Origin of the sequence: Kitasatospora sp. NPDC058162 (assembly GCF_042884005.1) — a bacterium.
In the GTDB taxonomy this organism is placed as follows: Bacteria; Actinomycetota; Actinomycetes; order Streptomycetales; family Streptomycetaceae; genus Kitasatospora.
This window is the reverse complement of record NZ_JBHVUS010000011.1, coordinates 146,397-166,690: the sequence shown is the minus strand read 5'-3', so window position 1 is coordinate 166,690 and position 20,294 is coordinate 146,397. Positions and strand designations below refer to the sequence as shown.

At 68.6% G+C, this 20,294-nt stretch carries 11 protein-coding genes and 1 pseudogene; 3 read left to right on the top strand and 9 right to left on the bottom strand.

All coding sequences use genetic code 11. From position 1 onward, the window contains the following. Positions 1-280 precede the first annotated feature (280 nt). Positions 281-703: a hypothetical protein gene (locus ACFVXG_RS22125; RefSeq protein WP_387929914.1), complete on the top strand. Its 423-nt coding sequence runs from the start codon at positions 281-283 to the stop codon at positions 701-703. Positions 704-862: 159 nt separating this feature from the next. Here ACFVXG_RS22125 and ACFVXG_RS22120 read toward each other — a convergent pair whose 3' ends face one another. The 6 genes and pseudogenes from ACFVXG_RS22120 to ACFVXG_RS22095 all read right to left on the bottom strand — a co-directional run. Further along, positions 863-1,363 (bottom strand): hypothetical protein, encoded by a 501-nt coding sequence (locus ACFVXG_RS22120; RefSeq protein WP_387929912.1) that lies wholly within the window; start codon positions 1,361-1,363, stop codon positions 863-865. Beyond that, complete coding sequence (locus ACFVXG_RS22115; RefSeq protein ID WP_387929911.1) at positions 1,360-7,992, bottom strand: RHS repeat-associated core domain-containing protein; 6,633 nt, start codon at positions 7,990-7,992, stop codon at positions 1,360-1,362. The genes ACFVXG_RS22120 and ACFVXG_RS22115 overlap by 4 nt, the downstream gene beginning before the upstream one ends. Positions 7,993-8,251: 259 nt before the next feature. After that, on the bottom strand, positions 8,252-8,989 hold the full coding sequence (locus ACFVXG_RS22110; protein ID WP_387929910.1) for a hypothetical protein: 738 nt from the start codon (positions 8,987-8,989) through the stop codon (positions 8,252-8,254). A 305-nt stretch (positions 8,990-9,294) separates the two neighbouring features. Then, on the bottom strand, positions 9,295-9,771 hold the full coding sequence (locus tag ACFVXG_RS22105; RefSeq protein ID WP_387929909.1) for a hypothetical protein: 477 nt from the start codon (positions 9,769-9,771) through the stop codon (positions 9,295-9,297). Positions 9,772-10,845: 1,074 nt separating this feature from the next. Next, positions 10,846-11,667, bottom strand: a complete 822-nt coding sequence (locus tag ACFVXG_RS22100; RefSeq protein WP_387929907.1) for a tyrosine-type recombinase/integrase — start codon at positions 11,665-11,667, stop codon at positions 10,846-10,848. An 8-nt stretch (positions 11,668-11,675) separates the two neighbouring features. Continuing rightward, positions 11,676-12,454: pseudogene (locus tag ACFVXG_RS22095) on the bottom strand (integrase core domain-containing protein); the annotation flags it as partial. A gap of 448 nt (positions 12,455-12,902) precedes the next feature. Here ACFVXG_RS22095 and ACFVXG_RS22090 point away from each other — a divergent pair. Then, complete coding sequence (locus ACFVXG_RS22090; RefSeq protein WP_387930008.1) at positions 12,903-14,978, top strand: DUF2075 domain-containing protein; 2,076 nt, start codon at positions 12,903-12,905, stop codon at positions 14,976-14,978. Between the two features lie 56 nt (positions 14,979-15,034). Here the strand turns inward: ACFVXG_RS22090 and ACFVXG_RS22085 are convergent, their stop codons facing one another. The 3 genes from ACFVXG_RS22085 to ACFVXG_RS22075 all read right to left on the bottom strand — a co-directional run bounded on the left by ACFVXG_RS22085 (position 15,035) and on the right by ACFVXG_RS22075 (position 19,175). Beyond that, positions 15,035-15,163, bottom strand: coding sequence for a DUF6408 family protein (locus ACFVXG_RS22085; RefSeq protein WP_387929905.1), 129 nt, complete (start codon positions 15,161-15,163; stop codon positions 15,035-15,037). 566 nt (positions 15,164-15,729) lie between these two features. Continuing rightward, entirely contained in the window at positions 15,730-17,631 is a 1,902-nt protein-coding gene (locus tag ACFVXG_RS22080) for a DNA/RNA helicase domain-containing protein (protein WP_387929903.1), read from the bottom strand. A gap of 515 nt (positions 17,632-18,146) precedes the next feature. Further along, on the bottom strand, positions 18,147-19,175 hold the full coding sequence (locus tag ACFVXG_RS22075; protein ID WP_387929901.1) for a methyltransferase: 1,029 nt from the start codon (positions 19,173-19,175) through the stop codon (positions 18,147-18,149). Between the two features lie 279 nt (positions 19,176-19,454). Here ACFVXG_RS22075 and ACFVXG_RS22070 point away from each other — a divergent pair, with 279 nt between their 5' ends. Further along, positions 19,455-20,126 carry a DUF1707 domain-containing protein gene (locus ACFVXG_RS22070; protein ID WP_387929899.1) on the top strand — a complete coding sequence of 224 codons (672 nt, stop codon included), beginning with the start codon at positions 19,455-19,457 and terminating at the stop codon, positions 20,124-20,126. The last annotated feature ends 168 nt before the right edge of the window (positions 20,127-20,294 follow it).

The window sequence follows — 20,294 nt, the reverse complement described above, 5'->3', positions numbered from 1 at the left end:
CCCGACGCCGTCCGTGAGTGCCGCGTCATCCGGGACGACGCCGGGGCCGGTCGTGACCTCGGCCGCACCCGGTGCGGCCCCGGCTGTGACCTCGGCTGCACCCGGTGCGGCTCCCTCGTCCTCGGCACCGCGAACCGGCGGCAGCGGAGCGGCCAAGGGCGGAACAGCCGGGGGTGGGGCCGCGGACGAGAGCCAGACACCGAGCGCACCGGCTACCGGTGGGCTGCAGCCTCCTCGCTGGCGAACCGCCGCGATCACCTCGGTCAAGGACACCGACCTGGTGCAGCGGTTCAAGGAACACTGGGGCCTCGACTTCATCACCCAGCAGGTCAAGGGCGTCCCCGGGACCCTGCCCGACCACGTCTGCTACCAGGCGCTCAAGAAGCTCTCAGACGGCCACAGCATCTCCATCGAGATACGCGCCGACCACGAGGGCAACCCACGCACGATCCTCGCCGTCTCCCGCGGGAAGACTGACGACACGTCGGTGGCGAATCTGGTGGATGCTCTGAACCTCGGTCTCAACGGACAGGCAACGGAGGACCAAAAATCCTGGGTGCGCGGCCAGTTACGGAGCCAGCAGCCAGGCTTCCCGGCCCAGCCCACCGTTCCCCGGCTGGTCGCTGGCGGATTGAACGCCGGTGTCAGCATCACGGATGAGTACATGTCGCTCGAGATGACTGCCGACGCACCGCGGCCCTGATCACCGCCCGACCAGCGGCCGTGGTGTGTCATCGACGGTGAGTTGGCTGACGTCGCTCACTGTGGCGGTACACGATGGTCGATTCGGGGAGAGCCGAAAACGCGCTCCGGCCCCCAGGACGATCCCGGAGGCCGGAGCGGTCACGCGCAGGGAGACCGGTCAGTTCTCGCTCGGCGGGAACACCACGTGTTCACCGAACCGCACGAGGAAGCGCCAGGACTCCTTGCGTTTTGAGCTGGTGGGCAGGATGTCGACCCTGATCCCGTGCTCCATCATGATCCGCAGGTCGCCTTCCGGCGCCCGTTCGACAGTCAACACCTTGGGTGCCATTCGGTCGAGATACTCCTGCAGGGCCTCGGCCCCCGTGTCGAACTGGAGCCGCTCGTCCTCACCCTTCGGCGGGTTTCCCCTGCGGGTCGGCACCATGTCGTCGGATCCGACGAAGATCCTCCCGTGCTGGACGATCCGGAACGGGCACTCGATGTGCAGAGCGAGTTCGCTACCTGTGGCAGTGTCTGAACTGCCTGGCACCGTCCAGGAGAGGTCTCGGCCGAAACCAACCAGACCGGTGTACCCGATGCGACCAAGGAAGCCGAATGGCACGCCGATGAGTTGCCCGAGCACCGGACCAGGAGTTCGCGGGTCGATGCTGTCGGTCATCCTTCACATCCGAAAAGCTTCTTGAGAGCGGAACGGATGCCCTGGTACCCGAGCCCCCTGCCAGTGACGTAGGAGTGCGCCTCGGCCACCTGCGCGGGAGTCAGTTCATTGCCTGCACCGCGGATGCCGTTGATCTCGTTGATCACATCGTTCACCTGCTTGTTCTGCCGCTTGTTGCCTTTCGGGGTGTGATTGCCGTCCTCCTCGGTAACCTCCGCGTCGGAGTCATCGTAGTTCCAGTTCTGGACGCCTGAGGTGTCCAGCGGAACGCTGGTCGGGTTGGACCCGGCGGCCGCTCCGGCGCTGGCAGGACGGTCCCGGTCGTTCTGCCACCCCTTGGCCTTGCTCAGCACCGTGGTCACCGTGGCGGTTACTGCCACTGCGACCACCACAGCCACGACGACCGCCGCAGCTACTGCGATGAACGGGATGGCCGGAAGGGCGAAGAGGAAGCGCCCGGACGGGTCGGTGGCGTTGAGCGGATTGCCGTCGGTGTAGCCGTAGGTGCTCCGGGTGTTCCGCACCGCCGGGTCGACGGTGAGGAACTGTGCGGTCGCCGGGTCGTAGTACCGGGCCCGCAGGTACTGCAGGCCGGACTCGGCGTCCGTGTACTGACCCGCGTACCGTAGCGGTGTGGAGACGGTGCCGCTCTGGCCGGCCGGTGCGCCGTACACGGTGTAGGCGAAGCTGCCGACGACGTTGCCGGCGGCGTCGGTCAACGCCCGGGTGGAACCCAGCTGGTCGTGGAAGTACCACTGGGTGCCCGTGGCGGACACCTGTTCCACCGGTGCGCCGCCGGGCCCGTAGAGGTAGCTCGTGGTGCCGTCCGACAACAGGTTCGGATTGTCGGCGTTGTCCCAGGTGAACGCTGTGGTGGTGGCGCCGACGGTCTTGGCGGCTCGCAGGCCATTGCCGTCATACTTGTAGGACGCGGTCGTCGTGCTGTTGCCGAACGAGGTGAGCTGGCCCTCCTGGTTGTAGCCGTAGTTGGTGCTCCCGCCGGGGCCGGTTGCCTTGGTGCGGTTCCCCTGCGGGTCGTACTGGTAGGTGGTGGCACCGCCTGGCGGGGCGGCGCAGGTACCGTCGGCCGATGCGACCGCGTCCGCGCTCCAGCAGAGCTGATTGGCGTGGTCGAAGCCCTGAGCGGTGCTGCCGACTCGGATCGGGTTGTCGGCGGCGTCGTACTCGAAGGCTGTCGTGACGCCGCCCGCGGTCGCCGACTTGACCTGCTGGAGTGGGGTGTACTGGTAGGTCTGGCCGGTGCCCGGGAGGCTGGTCGGGGTCTCGGAGGCGAGCTGGCCAGCCTTGTCCCGGGCGTAGGCGAGTGAGGCCAGAGTGGCCGCGCCTTGGCGCAGGGTGTCGGAGACCGTCGACCCGGTGTCGTCGCGCACGGTGGTGGCCGTGGTGCCGTTCGGGTAGGTGGTGGACGTCCAGCGGCCGTCCGGGTCGTAGCCGAAGGTGGTACTGCGGTTGTTCCAGTCCTTCAGTCCGGTCAGCCGGTTGTCCTTGTCGAACGTGCGGGTGACGGTCCGGGTGGTGGAGCCCGGGTAGGTGATGGTGGTCAGGTTGTTGTTGCCGTCGTACCCGTATCCGACGGTGGATCCGGCGCCGTTGGTCTGGGAGGCGAGGCGGCCGAACGGGTCGTAGGTCCAGCGGCTGGTGCCGGTGGCGTCGGTGATCGCGGCCTGGCGGCCGGCGGCGTCGTAGCCGATCGAGCCGACCGCCGGGGTGCCTGGGTCTGAGTAGGTGATCGAGGTACGGTGCCCCGAGGCGTCGTAGGTGTTGGTGGTGGTTCGGCCGGCCGGGTCGGTCAGAGTCTTCTGGTGGCCCGCGGCATCGTAAGCGGCGCTGGTGGTTCGGCCGGCCGGGTCTGTCCGGCTGGACTGGCGACCGACGGCGTCGTAGCCGTAGGTGGTGGTGGCACCAGCTCCGTCGACCGTGGTGGCCACGGTGGAGTCGGGGTTGTAGGTGGTGGCGAGCGTGGTGCCGTCAGGGCGGTTGACCGCGGTCGGCCGGTCGAGCGCGTCGTAGCCGAAGGTCGTGGTGAGGCCCTTGGCGTCGGTGGTGCTGGTACGCCGGCCGTTGGCGTCAAAGGCCGAGGTGCTGGTGTGGCCGAGCGGATCGGTGGAGCCGGTCCGGTTCCCCCAGGCGTCGTAGGTGTAGCGGTAGCAGCCCTTGGCCGGCGGGCTGCAACCGGGGACCGTCCCGGCGGCGGTTCCGCTCGGCAGGACGGTGCTGGTCAGCAGGCCCCGCTGGACGTCATAGCCGTAGCGGGTGATATTCCCTGAGGCATCTGTGGAGCTGGTGATGCTTCCGGTGGCGTCGTAGCTGTTCGCGGTGGTGTTGCCGCGGGCGTCGACGACCCGGCTGGCGTCCCCTGGGTGGACGGCGTCGTCGTAGTAGAAGCTCACCGTCTGGGCCGGGGCGGAGCCGTCGACGGGCTCCCGGACCAGACTGGTCGGCAGCTGATAGCCCCCTCCGGCGCTGTTGGTCCCGCCGCCCGCGACGGCGATGTGGCCGGCTTCGTCGTATCCGTACCCGGTCCGGAGGCCGTCCGGGCCGATGACCGAGATCAGGTTGTCGCGGTCGTCGTACGACCTGGCGGTGGTGAAGCCGCGCGGGTCACTGGCCGAGGTCTGGTTGCCGTGGTCGTCGTACGTGTAGGTGCGGAGGTTGCCGAGCGGATCGGTCTGGGCGGTGACGCCGAGGCTGACCGGATCGTAGGTGTAGCTCCAGGTTCCGGCGTCGGCGGTGCCGTAGCCCCTGGTCTCGGACTGCAGCAGCCCGTTCTGATAGCTGTACAGGGTCTTGCGGCTGCCCGGGCCGGACACCAGGGTCTGCCCGGCGGTGAGCCCGGCGCCGCTGTCGGGGCCGTAGATGAAGGTGGTGGACCCGCCGAGCTGGTCGGTCTGGACCTGCACCCGCTGGGCGGAGTCGTAGGTCATCGCCACGACTGGGGCCGGGGTGGCGCTGGAGCCGTACTGGGCCGGCCAACGCATCGAGTTGAGCAGGTGGTTGGCGGTGTAGCCGTACTGGAGGTGGTCGTCGTCCTTGGGAGCTGGGGAGCGGGTGGTACCGACCCCGTAGACGTCGGTGAGGTTGCCGTTCTCGTCGTAGCGGTAGTCGACCTGGCGCCCGGCGCTGTCGGCGAGGCCGGTGATGTGGTTGCCGGTCCAGGTGAGCGTGTAGCTGCGTCCGCCGGGGTCGGTGATGGTGCTCAGGTGGTCGGCGCCGTCGTAGGCCAGGGTAGTGGCGTAGGGTGGCGAGGCTTTGCTGCCGGCGGTGTCGGTCTCGGAGAGCAGACGGCCGGTGCCGGCATCGAAGGTGAAAATCTCCGAGTTCTTGCGAGTGAAGGTGTAGGTGGAGCCGCTCTTGGCGAGTGCCGCGTTGAAGCGTGGTGCCGACGGCGTGTAGTTGCCCGAGCTGCTGACAAACGGTACCTGCGAGCCATCCTCCTGGCTGATCGTCACATTTCCGCTGCCGGAGTCGGTGACGGCCCTCAGGTTGTACGAGTGGGTCCAGCCCCAGCCGAACGGCCCGTCCGTAGCGAGGGAGCCGCCGGGGCCGGCCGGGTCGGCGGTCACGGACGCGTAGCTGCGGGTGAACTTCAGCGGCATGCCGCGGCCGGGCGTGGCGAGGTCGGTGAACTGCTCGCCGAAGTAGCCGGTGCTGGTGTCGACCGGGTCACCGGCGGTTCGGCGCACGCAACCGCACTGCACCCATGACGGGTTGCTGCCCTTGGGCGCGTCCTGGATGCCGGGCGGGCCGCCGATCGGCTGGCCGGGGGTGCCGCCCATGGGGATGAAGGCGACGGCGTCGTATGCGACGTCGTAGTCGGCATAGTTGATGTTGCCGGCGCCGGTTACCTCGCTCCTGTTGGTGAGCTGGAGGTTGCCACCGTTCTGCATCGCGAAGGTGCCGATGGTGACCCACTCATCGGTGCCCCAGTTCTGGTTCACCCGGATCTTCCACGGTGCCACCCCGCCACCGGGGTTGATGACGTAGACCACGTTGGTCGCGGTCGCGGCCGTGGAAGGGAGATGGATCTTGATCTTGTAGTACTGAAGCTTGGGCAGGTTCGGCGTCCAGGTTCCGGTGTTGATCAGGTCCGGGTTGGAGCCGTCCTCGGTGTGGGTGAACAGCATGTGCCCGCCGAAGCCGACACCGAGCTGATGGGTATCGATCGCACCGATCTTGTCCCCGGCGGCGTTGGTGCCGTAGGCGTAGCTGAAGCTGCCGCTCTGCGACCAGTTGGCCGGTGTGCCGCAGCCGACCAGGTTCAGCGCCGGCTGGCTCTGTGACTCGTCGACGATGACGGGCGAGCCGTAGCCGGCGTCGCGGACCTTGGCGGAATCCAGCGAACAGACCGGCGGGTGCGGGTGCGGCTTGACGACGGCGGGCTCGGTGGAGCCGGGGCCGGCCGTGTAGCCGCTGGTGGCGCAGGTGGTCGCGCAGTCCGGGATGAAGGTCACCTGCTGGTGCCACCAGCACTGCGAGCTCGCCAGGGTGCAGTACTTGGGGTTCGCGGCGCCGGTCGGGTCACAGTTGTTGTCCGCAGTGCAGAAGGAGGTGACGGGCGGGATCTGCAGCCACGTCTTGCCGCCGTGGTAGTCCGGCTTGGGGTAGGCGGGCTGGTTGAAGCGCAGGATCGGCTGGCCGATCCAGCCCATGATCCGCTCCTGGTACGGCCAGCTGGCCGGGTGACGTGCGTCGTCGTAGGTGTTCTTCAGATACGGCGCGCGGCTCGGCGGGTAGTCCGGGTTGCGAGGGTTGTTGGCCCAGCCGAGACCCCAATTGCCCTCGGCGCTGGTGCAGGTGGGGCCGGGGACACAGCCGGTGGTGTTGCCGAACGCGGCGGTGGGCTGGATCCCGGAGTTGTAGGCCCAGGCAGCCAGGTACCAGTTCTCCAGGTAGCGCGGGTTGCCTCCGTTGACGGTGATGCCGGCGTCGTAGAGCTGGTTCCAGGTCCGTTCCAGGATCTGCAGACCGGCGGAGACGTTCTCCTGATAGTCGACGGCGATCTTGGTCTGGCCGTTGACCGAATAGACGGTGTCGCCCTTGGACATGCCGTTGGTGACCTGGCCGAGACCGTAACCGCAGTCGGCCTTGGTGTAGTCCATCTTGGAGATGGAACCGCGGGCGCCGTAGTAGTCGCCGACCAACGCGCCGCCCGGGATACCGGGCAGGGCGTGCCAGGAGGCCTGGCTGTAGTTGCTCTCCTGGGCCACGATCGCCTGGTAGACGGATCGCGGTACCGAGTCGAAGGTGTCACCGGCCGGGTGCTTGAGTGGCACCCGCGCGAAGTCGCCGTTCGGCGCGTACGCGGCCAGGCCCAGGTTGGCGAACCCGGCCGGGCGGGTGTAGGCGGAGCCGGCCAGCAGACCCTGCTCGGCCATCTCGATGGCCCAGGACACCTGCGCGGTGCCCGGCTGCATGACCTGCCGGTTCTCGGCGAGCCGGTCGACGGCGCACTTGGGCGTCCCAGCTGACGCGACGGCGGCGGGGGCGGCATCGACCGCAGGGGCGTTGGACGCGGGTGCGGAGCTCTCGGCGGGGGCCGTGCCCTCAGCCGACGCCTTGCCCGGAGCCGGCGTGGGCGGAGTGCCGCCTGCCGGAGCCGGTGCCGGGGCGGGCAGCGCGGTCGCCGGTACGGCCTCGGGCTTCGCTGCGTCCCGGGTGAGGAACTGCTCGCCGGCCGCGGCTACCATCAGCGGGACCGACGCGGTGCTGTCCTTTCCCGGGCCGATGGCGGCAGCGCCGTCCAGCGAGACGTCGGTGGCCCCGAAGGGCAGCTTGCCGCTTGCCACCTGGCGTACACCGGATTTTCCGTCGACCTTCGCGGCCCCGACGGCGACGGCGTGACCGCCGCGGCCCTGGTGCAGCCGGAGTGCGTCGGCCGGTCCCTCTCCGAGCTCGGACAGCTTGCCGCCCTGCTCCCGGACGAGGGTGGCCGACTTCTTCCCGTCCTTCTGCACGACGAAATCCACCGCGCCGTTGGCGCCCGGCCGCAGGTCGTAGGCGAGACCGTCGAGCTGGGCGACCCTTTCCGGTTTGCCGGGGGCGTCGCCCGAGGCGGGCGGGATCCGCACCAGGGCGGCCCCCTGGGTGCCGACCGGGCGGTCGGCGGTCGGGACGATCGAGGTCACCTGGCCGGCCACGGTGACGGCGTCGGTGACGGCGCCGGTTGGCAGATCGACCGTCAGAACCTGGGTGGTCTGCTGGTCGAACCCCGGGTTGGCGGTGAAGACGGCGGTCTGACTGGTGCCGCAGCCAGGCGAGTGGTACTTCAGCGCCACACCGGAAGCGACCGGCTTGACCGCGCCATTCGACAGGTCGATGGAGTAGGCGAGCGCGCCGTGGTCTCGGGCGTCGGCCCGGTTGACGGCGCCGGCCGGAAGCACGGACACCGCAGCGAACCGTCCGTCACCGGATACGCACTGGTAGCCCGTCCAGGACTCGTCGTCGATGCCAGTGGGGTGCAGCAGCGCAACCTCGCGCCAGTGGTACGCACCGGCGCCGGTCGCCACCGCGAGGTGGTAACCGGCGCTGTCCCCCCAACCGTTGAGCAGTACGTCTTCCGCCGGACCGAGGTCGGCGGCAGAAGGCTCGGGCGCAGGGGCAGGCGACACGGGCGGGGCTGCCTGGGCGGGCCCGGTGGCCGACATCACCCCCGCGATCAGTGACAGAGCCAGTAAGGCCGTGCCCGGTAGGCCGAGGCGTGGCCGTATGCGGCGGGACATGTGATCTCTCCTGATGAGATGGATCGGATGGTCGTACCGGCCGCAGGACCCGGCCGGGTGGTGCAGGTCGGGGACGAGGAGTTCCGGGGGCCGGGAGTGTCCGCGTGTGTCCGGTTGGGCCGCTGCGCCCGGCCTATGTGCTGTCCCGTCAGGTGATGGCGGCGATAGCGGACTTCACGGACGCCGTGATCCGCGCGCGAGTCTGAATCAGGGCGGGTTGATTCTGCGTGATCTGATTTCGCTGGATTTCGCTCTCGACGTCGAACCAGACCATGACCAGGCCAGTCCGCTCCTTGCAGTCGACGTCCGTGGTCGCGACCGCGATCTCCCCCTTGTTCGGGCCGGATCCGGTCCGACGCGTCAGCTTGAAGGCCTCCATCGGATCGGCGGCCTGATACCCCTTCTCCGCCATGCACGCGGACCACCGCCGGATGGCCTGCTGCACCCGGTCGTCGGCCTTGGCGGTTTCGAAGCTCTCGACGTCCAGCCTGTCCGGCACAGAGGTGTCGAGCTTCCCGCCGACCTGGTCCAGGCTCTCCCCCATGCAGCCGCCGCGGGGAACGGTCGCGCCGTTCCGGGCCGATGACACCTCGGGAGAGTCCGGTGCCGGTGCGCTGTGTCCGGTGAGCACGACAAGTTCCTCCGGCGGCATCCGCGTAACGGGGGGCGGGCTCCAGCCCTCGTCCGCGAGGTCGTAGCCGTACTTCTCCGCCTGGGCCCGGTCGGTGAGCCCGTACCGGCGGGCCATGTTGGTGTTGTCCCAGATGCTCGCCAGGTTGAGAGTGCGCTCGGGCGCGTTGTAGGTGAGGCCGAACCGTGCCATGCAGTCGTGCGTCAGTTTGTCCACGGCCCGCTCGATGGCCCGGTTCTCCTCGTAGGTCTCCATGTAGGCGGAGAGTGGGAGCGAGAGTCCTGCGGCGAGCCCGGACTGCGGCGTCGTCGGCGGTGACCCTGTGACCGCGCCGCCTCCGGCCCGGGACCCGTGCCCGGGCTGGGACGACTCCGAGCAGGCAGCGGTTCCTAGGAGGGTGCAGCTGGCGACCAGGATGGTCGTGGCGGTCCGGAGGTACTGACGGGAACGCGGGCGGAGCCGGGCACTGATCACTGCTTCCCTTCCTCGGGTGGGTACGTACTCCGCCTGGTGCCGGGTCGGACCGGCACCAGGCGGAGTCGGCCTTTGCACGGGGCCGGTCAGCCCCAGTGCTGAGACGCGTTGTTGTTCTTCAGCTGCGAGTCCAGGTTGGTCCCGACGTTGCAGCCCCAGCTCCCTGGGATCAGCTGTGAGTGGCCGCCGTAGTTGGAGTAGTAGTAGACGCGGTAGTTCGCCGTGCTCGGGCAGGACTTGGCGGCGGCGGCGTTGTTCTTCACGCTCGCCCCGCTCCCGCTCCCGTTGCCACCGGAGAACACGTAGCGGTACCCGGGCTCCCCCGCGTAGTCCGGGACGTTGCCGAAAAACTTGGCGTAGGAGCTGTAGTTTTGCCCATCACTGGTGTTCGAGTTGAAGTAGATGAACATCACGTTCGTATCCGTCTGGCAGTCCGAACCGGTCTTAGCACAGTTGTCGGACACTGAGACATCGGCGCGGGCCTCACCGGCGAGGACGATCGGGACGATGGCGAGCGCCAGGACAGCCACACGGGCCGCCTTGACGAACTTCGCGGTGCGCATACAGGTCTCTCCTCCTCCTGGGCGGAAGGTGCTGAACGAACCGATAGCCGGGCCGCGTGAAATATGCCAGCGGCTCAGGAGTTGGAGCAATGCATTTGCGGATTCCCGCATCCCGACATGCATCGAGATTCGGCCTAAATGGTCAATCAGATATGGTCGGTTTGTGGCAGAACTGTCTGGAGTGGACGAGATCGGTTCAGGCCGAACAAGTCGTTTCCGGCCATTTTCGGCCCGATCCCGCCCCTGCCTACCGGATTCACCTGCTCCGGAAAGGTCGGTAAGCAGATTTCCCGGTATGTGGATCGTCCTCAAACGTGCTTCTTCGTGCCGATTCAAGAACCATGTCGCGATGGACCCGGTGCGGGCGGGTGGAACAGTCCTCGGAAATTTTTCCAGTAGCGCCACGAGTACTGGTCCCAGGTCATTCGAAAAGGATGAATCGCAGCCCAAACCGGCACCGCTCGGGCAGTCCGTTCCCGTGGCGGCTCCTGCCGCCTGCTGCGAAGCCCGCAGTCGCCGACGGGTCCGCCGAGTGGCCCCACCAGGCCGTGCTCTCGCCCCGGGCTCGGACAGCGGGGCGGTGATTGCAGCCATGGTTGACAAAGCTGTAGTCCGCCTCGCCGGGCGGTTCCGGCAAGGGTGGAATTGTCCAGGCCGGCCTGCTTGACGTACCAGCAGGCCAGCGGTCTTCCCAGGGTCAGCCTTCGGCATGCCTTCTCCGCCAGCACGATCAAGGTCATCCAGTTCGACGCCCACTGGACCCAGCAGCAGACCTACCAACCCAGAACCAGGACGAGCGGCCCGTCTTGGCTCGCCTGCCGACTCGTGACCTGACCTACGCCTCCGGAATGAGCAACGGAGTCGCTGGTCGGCGCCACCATAGGGGCGTGAGGAACGCCATTCTTGAACTCGCCCTCGCTCGCCGCCTCTCACGCGCCTCTCACGGACCGAGCGTCATGAGGTGTCATCAGGCGTCATGCATGGCCGACGAGGTAGGCCCTGACCTGCGGGATTCGGACTGATGAACACAAGTCGGACATCCTTTCGACCACTGGGGGTCAAGGGGTCGCAGGTTCAAATCCTGTCGTCCCGACAGTGATGTCGGAGCCCCGCTGACTGGACGAAGGTCCAGGCCGGCGGGGCTTTTGCTGTTTCCGAGGCAGGGTTGGCGCACGAGTCGCAGGTGGCGGCCGGGGGACTCCGGCGGACCACTTCGGGACCAGGGGCCTCACGGGGCCTGCTCAGGTGTGCGCCCAGCGCCTCGCCGGCCAGCTCGATCGAGGGCCGGTCGGGGTGCGGGTACCGCTGCGTGGTGGCCAGCGATCCGTGCCCGGCGATCTTGCGCAGGACGTGCAGCGGCACCCCGGCGTCGGCCATCCACGTCAGCCCTGTGCGCCGGAGGTCGTGCCGCCGCAGGTGCTCGTAGCCGAGCGCGACCACCACCGCGTCCCAGTGCGTCGCGTCCCGCAGGGCCGCGGTGGTGATCCGCTCGCCTCGCGGGCCGGTGAACAGCCGCGCCATCGGGTCTTGGTCGATCACGTCCAAGCGCCAGGCCACCAGTTCGCGGATCTCCGGGATCAGCGGCACCGTCCGGCGCCGCTTGCCCTTGGTCCCCTTGTCCACCAGGCCACCGGGCGCGGTTGTGGTCTGCCGGCACAGGTCCCACGTCCAGCGCTTCCGATCGAAGTCCGTGCGGCGTACGCCCGAGACCTCTTCGATGCGGGCCGCCGTGCACGGCGCGAAGCGCACCATGTCGCCCCAGCCGCCGAAATCCCCGTGCGAGCGCTGGACCAGGCCGGTGGCGAGCTTGTCCAGTGTCTCCCAGCCCGGCAGTGCCAGGGCGCGGGGGTCGTCGAGTTCGTCTTCGGCCCTGCGCTTGCCGAAAACCTCATCCACCCTGCTCGGGCTGCATGTTGGTACTCGTGGAGGAGGCCGCCGAGTCGGTCGGTGCGGCGTATGTTCAGGCGGGCGATGTGTTTCGGATTGTCGATCGGCTGGGGAAGGGCACGGAGGGGGCGGGCGTTCGCGATGTCCTGCTGCGGCCTGTGCTTGTTGTAGAACTTCTCGAACTCCCGCAGGGCGTGGAGTAGGTGCCGCTCGTTCCAGATCAGGGTGCGGTCCAGTAGTTCTCGGCGGCTGGTTTGTACCCATCTCTCCATGATGGTTCATACGGGGGACCCGGATGCCGCTGAGGACGACCTGGATCCCCGTGTCGGCGAGGACGACGTCGAACAGTTCGGGGACCTTCCCGTCCCGGTCCCGGATCATGCAGCGGGCTCGGTAGCCGGCGTCTTCGAGGTCCATGACGAGATTCTTCGCTGCCTGTGCCACCCAGGGCGCGGATGGAGCGCATGGTGCGCCGTCGGCCTGGGTGCTTCGGCCGGGATTGGGCGGCGTGGCGGCGGGCTACGAGGTCGCGGTGCCAGCGCAGCACGGTGTCCGGCCGCACCAGTAACCGCATCCGACGCAGCACCTGCGTCGGCGGACTCTGCAGCAGTGCGGCCAGGAATGCCCGGTCGCTTGGTGCGAAGCGGACCCGCTGTCCGTTCAGCTGCCGTTCCAGCACGGTGATCTGATGGCGGAGGGCCAGGATCGCCACGTCTGTCTCGCGGTCGCTCATCGGCAGTAGCCGAAGTATCGCGAACGCGTTCGTCATGGCCAGGTAGGCCAGTCGCAGCAGCACAGTCGATCATCATGCTGCGGACCTCGTCGGGCTCTGCCAGAGTGCTGGCTCGACCGACGATGGTGTCACGAGTGCACTCTCGCGCAGTGCCCCTCGCCAGGGCGGATGACGCTATCGGTAAGGGCAGGGCGCCCTTGGCTGCTGGCCGGGGCCGAGGGTATCGACTGGTTCAGCTCCTTGGAGGCGCTGGTCAGTTCATCAGTCGGGGGCGATCTGGGACCACGCGCTATTCACCTCCGCCTTGAGGGCTTTTGCGCGGCTGGGCCTTCGCCCGGGATGAGGATGATCTCTTGATGCACGTACCGCCGCTGAGCATTGTGTACTGACGGCCGCTTCTCCACGTAGGATCGGCGGTACTGTTTGCGGCCCGACAGGCTTCCCGCTGAGGACATGCCCCCAACCCGCACGAATCACTCGTGGTCTGGTCTGGGGGAGTCCCTTCGTGCCCATGCTCCTGCTGAAGTTGTCGGCGCAGGATCTGCTCACTCTGAACTCGCGTCGCCGGATGGTGCCGCACCTTGCCGAACGGTGGCGAAAGTTCCGGGAGCACGAGGCTTCGGAGACGGAGCGGTTCGCGTGGGCGGAGAGTCTGATCTGTCTGGCGAACGATTTGGTCGCCGCTGATCGTGGAAATGTTCAGATGGTCGTCGAGTGCGCCGCGACTGCTGACGAGGACATCAAGGGGAGCAGTCCCAGGCTCGTGGACGTCGTCCTGGTGGGCCGCCACCCGCGCGAGAATCGGCCGTCCGTCCAGCTGGTGGAGCTGAAGCGTTGGTCGACCGTGACCAGGGTCGAGCGGGTCATTGCGGACCAGATCTACGTGGCGGGCCTGGCGAAGCCCAAGAAGCACCCTGCGCTGCAACTGCGCGAGTACTACGATGCGTTCACCGGCAGCCGGGGCCCCTTCGGCACGGTCGACATCGAGTGCGGCGGCTTTGCCTACCTGCACAACGCCACTGAGGACTCTGTCCGTCCGCTGATCGACGTGGACGCACCGACGGGCGTCTATGCGCAGGTGTACACCGGTGATCGTCGCCGCCGTTTGCTGACCGACTTGCAGAGACACTTTGCCGCCGACGGCGGCGGTACCGAGGCCGAGCTGCTACTGCAGGGCATCGGCGTGCGCAATGCACCGCTGCTCGACGCGATGATGTGGTCCCGGGGCACGGACACGGTCTTCACCCTGCGGGGGCGGCAGAAGGAGGTGGCTGATCAGATCCTGGAGACGGCTGCCAAGGTACTGCCCTCCTCGAAGCAGCCCGCGCTGGTTCCGGACGAGCGACGAATGGTTTTCCTGGTGACCGGTGGCGCAGGCACCGGCAAGAGCGCTATCGGCCTGCAGATCAAGGCGGAGTTGGAGGCCGCCGGCCGGAACGTCAACTACGCCAGCGGGAGCAGGGCCTTCAACGCGGCGATGCAGGAGCACGTCGGTGTCGGTGACCGGGAGTTCAAGGAGACCTTCACCTACTTCTTCGACTACGTCACGACGCCCGACCCGCTGCTCGATCTGCTGATCTGCGATGAGGCACACCGACTCCGTGATCGCTCCGAGAACCGGTTCTGGCCGCCGGAGAAGCAGGGATCTCGGCCGCAGGTGGACGAACTCCTCGATGCGTCCCGGCTGACGGTGTTCTTCCTCGACGAAGGCCAGATCGTTCGTCCGAAGGAGGTCGGCACGGTCGACCTGATCCAGCAGGCGGCTGATCGGCGCGGAGCCAAGGTGGTGCGGTACGGCCTCCGCGAGCAGTTCCGATGCGGTGGCAGTGACGCGTACGTCCGCTGGGTGCACGCGCTGCTCGGTATGTCGGATGACGAACCTGAGCACTGGACACCGGACGGCTTGATGCATGTCGAGGTGGTAGACACGCCGGACGCGCTCAGGGACATCATCCTCGGCGAGGAGAGCGCCGGGGCATCCGCGCGCATGGTGGCCGGCTACTGCTGGCCTTGGACCGAGCCTCTGGGCCGGGAGAAGCGACTGGAGCGGGATGTCAGGATCGGTGACTGGCACGAGCCGTGGAACGCGAAGAGCGACAGCTTCTGCGCGGACGGCGTCCCTCCCGGTGTCAGGTGGGCGATGCACAAGAACGGCATCGGCCAGATCGGCTGTGTGTACACCGCACAGGGCCTCGAGTGGGACTGGTGCGGAGTGATCATGGGCGATGACATGGTGCGCCGGGACGACCAGTGGGTGTTCCGCCGAGGCAAGGAGACGGAGAAGTCGGCGCAAGGTGTAAGACGGGTGAGAGTTCCAGGATCGCTTGATCCGAAGGTCAGTGCGAGCAGTGTCGGTGACGAGGAGTTCGCCCGCCTGATTCGGCACGCCTACCACGTGCTGATGACCCGGGCCAGCCGGGCGACGGTGCTCTATTCCACGGACGAGGAGACCAGGGCCTACCTCAAGGGCCTTGTCGGGGAGACCGAGATCCACGGATTGCGGCCGACTCGGGAGAGCTTGCCATGGCATCACGCCCGTCCGAAGCGGGGGCGGAAGAAGCCCAAGAACGACCTTCGGTTGTTCTGACGGAAGGTGTGGAAAGGTGGAAGTGGCGGGCTCGCCGGGCCCGCCACTGACCTGCGTCAGAAGAGCAGGTGCGCCACCGAGGTCAGCGCCGCCACCAGCATGTTGGAGGCGACTCCGACGACGACGTCGGTGAGGATCTTGCGGATCCGTCCACGACGCGCAGGCTTGTACTCGATCGAGGTCATGCGGCCATCCCCAGGTAGTGATGTCGGAATGGCAGGGGGCACCCTACCGGGCAACCACGCTCACGTCAGATGTTGACCACCTGACGGGCACAACCATCCGTCAATCGCCGCCTGTTGAGGGCGCATGGAACCTAGGCCTCGTACCCTCCGGGAAGGTGCGCAGCGCAATGATGTTACCGCGTGGACGCGTTGGCGTCGGGGATCAGCGAGCGGAACCTGGCAGGGCGCACGCCGGTCCGTCGCCATGCCACGCAGGGGCAGAAGCAAAGGGCTCACCGTCGGCGCGCGGAGCTGTCGCGTCAGCGCTGCCGTGGGATGGGTAGGGGCTCATGGCAGTGCGAGATCAATGACCTGTCCTCGCGGTGGAGTTCCGCGGATTCCCACTCAAGGCGGATCACACCGTCGGCCAGGGAGCAAGCGCCACGCCGGCGTTGGCCGGATGGCCGGTCATCGGCCCGCAGGCAGCCACTCCACTGGTCGCAGGCCTGCGCACTGGCGGTGGCACGGCGAACAGGTCTTCCGAGGCGAACCCCGGGAGCCCGTCGGCCCGGCGCGGTGAGTGCCGATCAGCCGCGACGGCCGTGCACCACCTCGATCTGCTCCACCTGTTGGCCGGCCACCAGGTTCCGCAGTTTGGCGCGTGTCTCCGGGTCCGTCGAGTAGACGACCGTTCCGATCATTCCGCGTGTCAGCAGCACCTTGTAGGTGTTGCGGATCAGGCGGTCGATGTCGGCATCGGAGGTGGACTTGCGGAAGACGGGGTCCTTGGACGCTGTTCGGTCGGTGATCCAGCGGTCGGTCCGCCAGACGAGGTCCGGCCCGAGGATGACGCCGCTCCAGTCGTACTCGAAGCCCTGGGCGGTGTACACGCAGCCGACCTGGCCGAAGCCCGCTGGGTCGGTGGCCCATAGTGCGGCCGGAGGGGCGCCGGCGATCGAGCGGTCGCCGTAGACGTTCCACGGCCGGGCCCAGTCACCGATGTGTACGTCGAGGGGGAGCGGGTCTCCTGGGGCGACCTTCGTCGTCCACTTCCAGCAGTATCCGGCCGACATGCGGGCGCCGTATCCCTCCGCGCGCCGGGCGTCGAGGAAGCCCTCCAGCTCCTCGGGGCTGTCCACGACTTCCAGGGCGACCTTGCCGTCGGGCTCCCAGCCGACCGGTCCGCCGGGCTCGAGGTCCAGCAGGCGTACCACCCAGTGCAGGTAGGCGTCGCTGCCGCCGCAGCGGAACTGGCTGTCCAGCTCGACCACCTGGCAGTCCAGGCCCTTCACGGCGGCGGCCGCCCTGATCTGGGCCACCGTGCCCATCTCGCCCGGCCGGACGACCTGGTGCTCGTCCAGCAGGAACACGGGCACCCGGGCGGCGTCGATCAGCTCCTCGATCTGGGGCTTGCCGGTGCGCTGCGCGGCCCGGGTGTAGCGGTTCGCCGACGTCTCCCGGATCCGGTGGGCCTCATCGCAGATCAGCACGTCCAGGCCGTTGCGTTCGGCGGTCATGAAGCTGTTGAAGTACTTGAACAGCTCCTGCACCTGCTTCTTCCGCGCCCCGGCCATCCGGCGCATGGTCGTGGTGAACGAGCTGGACCCGGTCGCGTGCAGGGCCGTGACGCCACGACGGTACAGATCACCCAGGAGGGACAGCGCGATGACGCTCTTCCCGGTGCCGGGGCCGCCCGTGATGACGACGACCTCCTTGTGGTCGGACTGCTGCGCCTGGCGCACCGCGCGCAGCACCAGCTCGTAGGCGACCCGCTGCTCGTCCAGCAGGACGAACTGCTCGCGCTCGCGGACCTCTTCGGCGGCGACCGCCATCAACTGCTTGGACGGGGTTACCTTGCCCGCGAGCAACTGGTCCGCCGCCTCGGCGCCGGAGACCGGCTTCAGCTTCGAGCGGAGGTACTGGACGAACTCTCCGCGGCGCTCGGCGGTGAAGAGCCGGCCGCGTTCGTCCTGCGGCACCTCGTAGAGGCCCTGGACGCCGAACTCCGTCGCGTTGTGAAGGAAGGCCACCCCGGACAGCCGCTCGGGATGGGCGGCGAGCGCGCCGTTGAAGGAGATCAGGTAGTCGCAGTAGCCGCGGACCTGCTCGATGGGGTTCAGCACCGGCCGCGTGTAGGCGTCGACCCGGCAGAGCAGCGGCTCGCCGTCCTCCGGAAGCGCGCTGCTCCACTGCTTGAGCTCGACCACCACGTACGACGGCTCGCCCGTGCCCGGGTGGACGCCGGCGAGTATGACGTCAGCTCGCTTGCTGTTGAGCGGCAGAGAGTACTCGAGGAGTACCTCCACCATGCCGAGCCCGGCGTCCAGCAGCGCGGTGGTCAGAATCGGGATGCTCCGCTCCCAGGACCGCACCTCGGACGGGCTCGGCTTGTGGCCGTGCTTGTGGACGAACTGGTCGATGAGGCGCACGAACAGTGATCCGGCCAGGCTCTCGGCGGCGACCGCGGAGGCGGAGTCGCGGAACAGCAAGACATGCTCCCAGGCAGCACGAAGTGACTCGTGCGGGTGGGGGCATGTCCCTGGAGGGAAGCCCGGCGGGCCGCGCTGATGACAGGGCTAAACCTACAGCGGAGAGTCTGAGCTCGTGCCGAACACCTGAGCCTCCACCAACGCATGGCGGAGCGGGGAATGGGTGACGGAGGCAGCTTGCGTGGCCGACAGAGCCCCGGAACGGCCCCGTCCGGACCGGGCTACTCCAACGGCTTGGGCCCCGAGAGCTGCGACGTGGAAGGCGTCGGCAAGGCGGAAGTCCAGCGTCGCGCGGTCGAAGGGCGGCGAGGTGTTCGGTGACTGGGGCGGCGGGGAGGTTGCGGGCTGGCCGTGCCGGGTGCGTTGGTTGCAGGTTGGGGGCTCGATGGGCTGGCTGGTTCGGCGGGTGGGCTCGGCGGGGTTCTGGTGTGGGTGGCCGTGGGTGGTGGGGCTGGGGTTGACCCCGACGGCGGGGGGGCTGCGGCGCGTCCGGGGTCGGGGGCGGGGGTAGGTGGTCAGGGGGTGGGGGCGAGGGTGCAGGAGGTGACGCTGAGGTCGGCGGGGCAGGGGGTGATGGAGAGGACCTGGAGGCCGGCGGCGGCGGCCTCGCGGCGCATGTCGGCCTCGGTGCGCTCGCGGGTGTCGGGCTCGCCGACGACCATCTTGATGACGTTGCGGAAGGCGGCGCCGGAGTCGTGCTCGGCGAGGGGGTCGATGACCAGGAGGGTCGGGACGGCGTCGGGGGTGGCGTCGGCGGCCATCGCGCGGCGGATGTTGCTCAGGATCCGTACGCCGCTCTCCGAACTCCAGTCGTGGAGGACGTTCTTGAGGATGTAGAGGTCGCCGCCCGCGGGGACCTCGGCGAGGATGTCGGCGGGCTGGAAGCTGAGCCGCTCGACGAGGTCCTGGTCGCCGGAGGCGCGCAGGTCGGCCTCGGCCCGCCGGCAGGTGTCCGGGCGGTCGACGCAGACGCCCCGGAGGTGCGGGTGGGCCTTGAGGATGGTCTTCAGGAGGGTGCCGTTGCCGCCGCCGACGTCGATGACGGTGCGGACGTCCTCGAACGGGACGTGCTCGGCCAGCACCGTTCCGATCGGACGGGCCCAGTCCTGCATGGCGAGGTCGAAGATCCGGGCGGTCTCGGAGTCCTTGTCCAGGTACTCGTAGAGCGGGACGCCGAACACGTGGGGCATGACCGAGGTGCCGGTCCGGACGGCCTCGGTGAGCCCGCCGGCGGCGGCCTGGCCGTACAGGCCGCAGAGCAGCGCGGTCAGGTGGCGGATCGACTCCGGGTGGTCGGTCCGGAGCTGCTCGGACTGTGCCGAGTTGGCGTAGCGGCCGTCCTCGTCCTTGGTGAAGACCTCCAGCGCCGTGAGGGCCGTCATGAGGGAGACGAGCGCGGTGCGGTCCGCCCCGACCGCCTCGGCCAGCTCCTCGGGCGTGGCCGGGCCGTTCGCGAGGGCGTCGGCGATGCCCAGGCGCGCCGCCGCGCCGACCGTGGCGGAGGTGAAGGATCCCATGACCAGACCCAGCAGCGGTGTTCCCATGGCCCCGTTCACTTCCTAAGCTTCGATGGCGGGTTGCGGACGACGGTCCTTGCGGCAGACGGTAGCCGGGGCCACTGCCCCGCGTCGCGTCGTTCAACTGCACTGTGCCGTCAGGTGAGTTCGCGGGCGCCGGCGGACCGGGTGGCGCTTCGCGCCCGGTCCGGACGTGAAGGGCCCGCCAGTTGAACAGCGTCGGATCTCCGGCTTGCGCTGGGGGGCCGACGCACTGTCATGTACCGTTTGGACGTGAATCTCCCAGAGGAAGATCAGGCTGGTGACATGACGGAAGACAGGTCGTCGGACAGTCACAGCGTCGGGGAGGTGCCCGCGGGGGGCATCAGGGCTTCGCACGCCGACCGGGACGAGGTCGTCGAGATCCTCCGCGACGCCGCCGCGGACGGCCGGCTCACGGCCGAGGAGCTCGACGAGCGCCTCACGGCGGCGCTGAACGCCCGTACGTTCGGCGAACTGGCCAGGCTGACCCGCGACTTGCCGGTCGCCCCGCTTCCCGTGCCCACCCCCGCCTCCCGCGCCGAGGTCGGCCGCCGAGGGGGAGGGGGCAAGGACCTGGTGGAGATCAACCAGCGCTTCGGCACCCTCCGGCGGATGGGCCCCTGGGAGGTGCCGCGCCGGCTGGAACTGCGGATGCACGGCGGCGACGTCAAGCTCGACTTCACCCAGGCGGTGATCACCCACGACACCCTCGACCTGGACGTCTACCTGAGCATCGGCGGCGACCTGGTCATCGTGGTCCGGCCGGGCATCGTGGTGGCGACCCACGAACTCAACGTCGGCGGGGGCGACCTCAAGATCCGGGTGCCCAAGTCCGACGGGAACGTGCCGGTCGAGCTGCGGGTGAACGTGACCGGGCGGCTCCGGGCCGGCGACGTGGTGGTCAGGTACCCGCGTCGGACGCTCGGGCAGTGGATGCGCGGGGAGAGCGCGCTCTGAGGCCCTGAGGGTCGGAGGGTCTGAGGCTTTGGGGCCCTGAGGTTTTCGGGTACGGCCGGACGGTGGTCCGGCGCAGGAGGAACAGCGGAGGGTGGCGACCGGCTCGCAGCAGCGGCCGGTCGCCACCCTCCGTGTCCGTGACGGGCGCTGCGCGCGGACCCGTACGGT

Excerpts from the sequence above, each read along its gene's own strand:
- ACFVXG_RS22120 (WP_387929912.1), bottom strand. The coding sequence starts at position 1,363 with ATGACCGACAGCATCGACCCGCGAACTCCTGGTCCGGTGCTCGGGCAA.
- ACFVXG_RS22110 (WP_387929910.1), bottom strand. The coding sequence starts at position 8,989 with ATGGAGACCTACGAGGAGAACCGGGCCATCGAGCGGGCCGTGGACAAA.
- ACFVXG_RS22105 (WP_387929909.1), bottom strand. The coding sequence starts at position 9,771 with ATGCGCACCGCGAAGTTCGTCAAGGCGGCCCGTGTGGCTGTCCTGGCG.
- ACFVXG_RS22090 (WP_387930008.1), top strand. The coding sequence starts at position 12,903 with ATGCTCCTGCTGAAGTTGTCGGCGCAGGATCTGCTCACTCTGAACTCG.
- ACFVXG_RS22085 (WP_387929905.1), bottom strand. The coding sequence starts at position 15,163 with ATGACCTCGATCGAGTACAAGCCTGCGCGTCGTGGACGGATCCGCAAG.
- ACFVXG_RS22075 (WP_387929901.1), bottom strand. The coding sequence starts at position 19,175 with ATGGGAACACCGCTGCTGGGTCTGGTCATGGGATCCTTCACCTCCGCC.
- ACFVXG_RS22070 (WP_387929899.1), top strand. The coding sequence starts at position 19,455 with ATGACGGAAGACAGGTCGTCGGACAGTCACAGCGTCGGGGAGGTGCCC.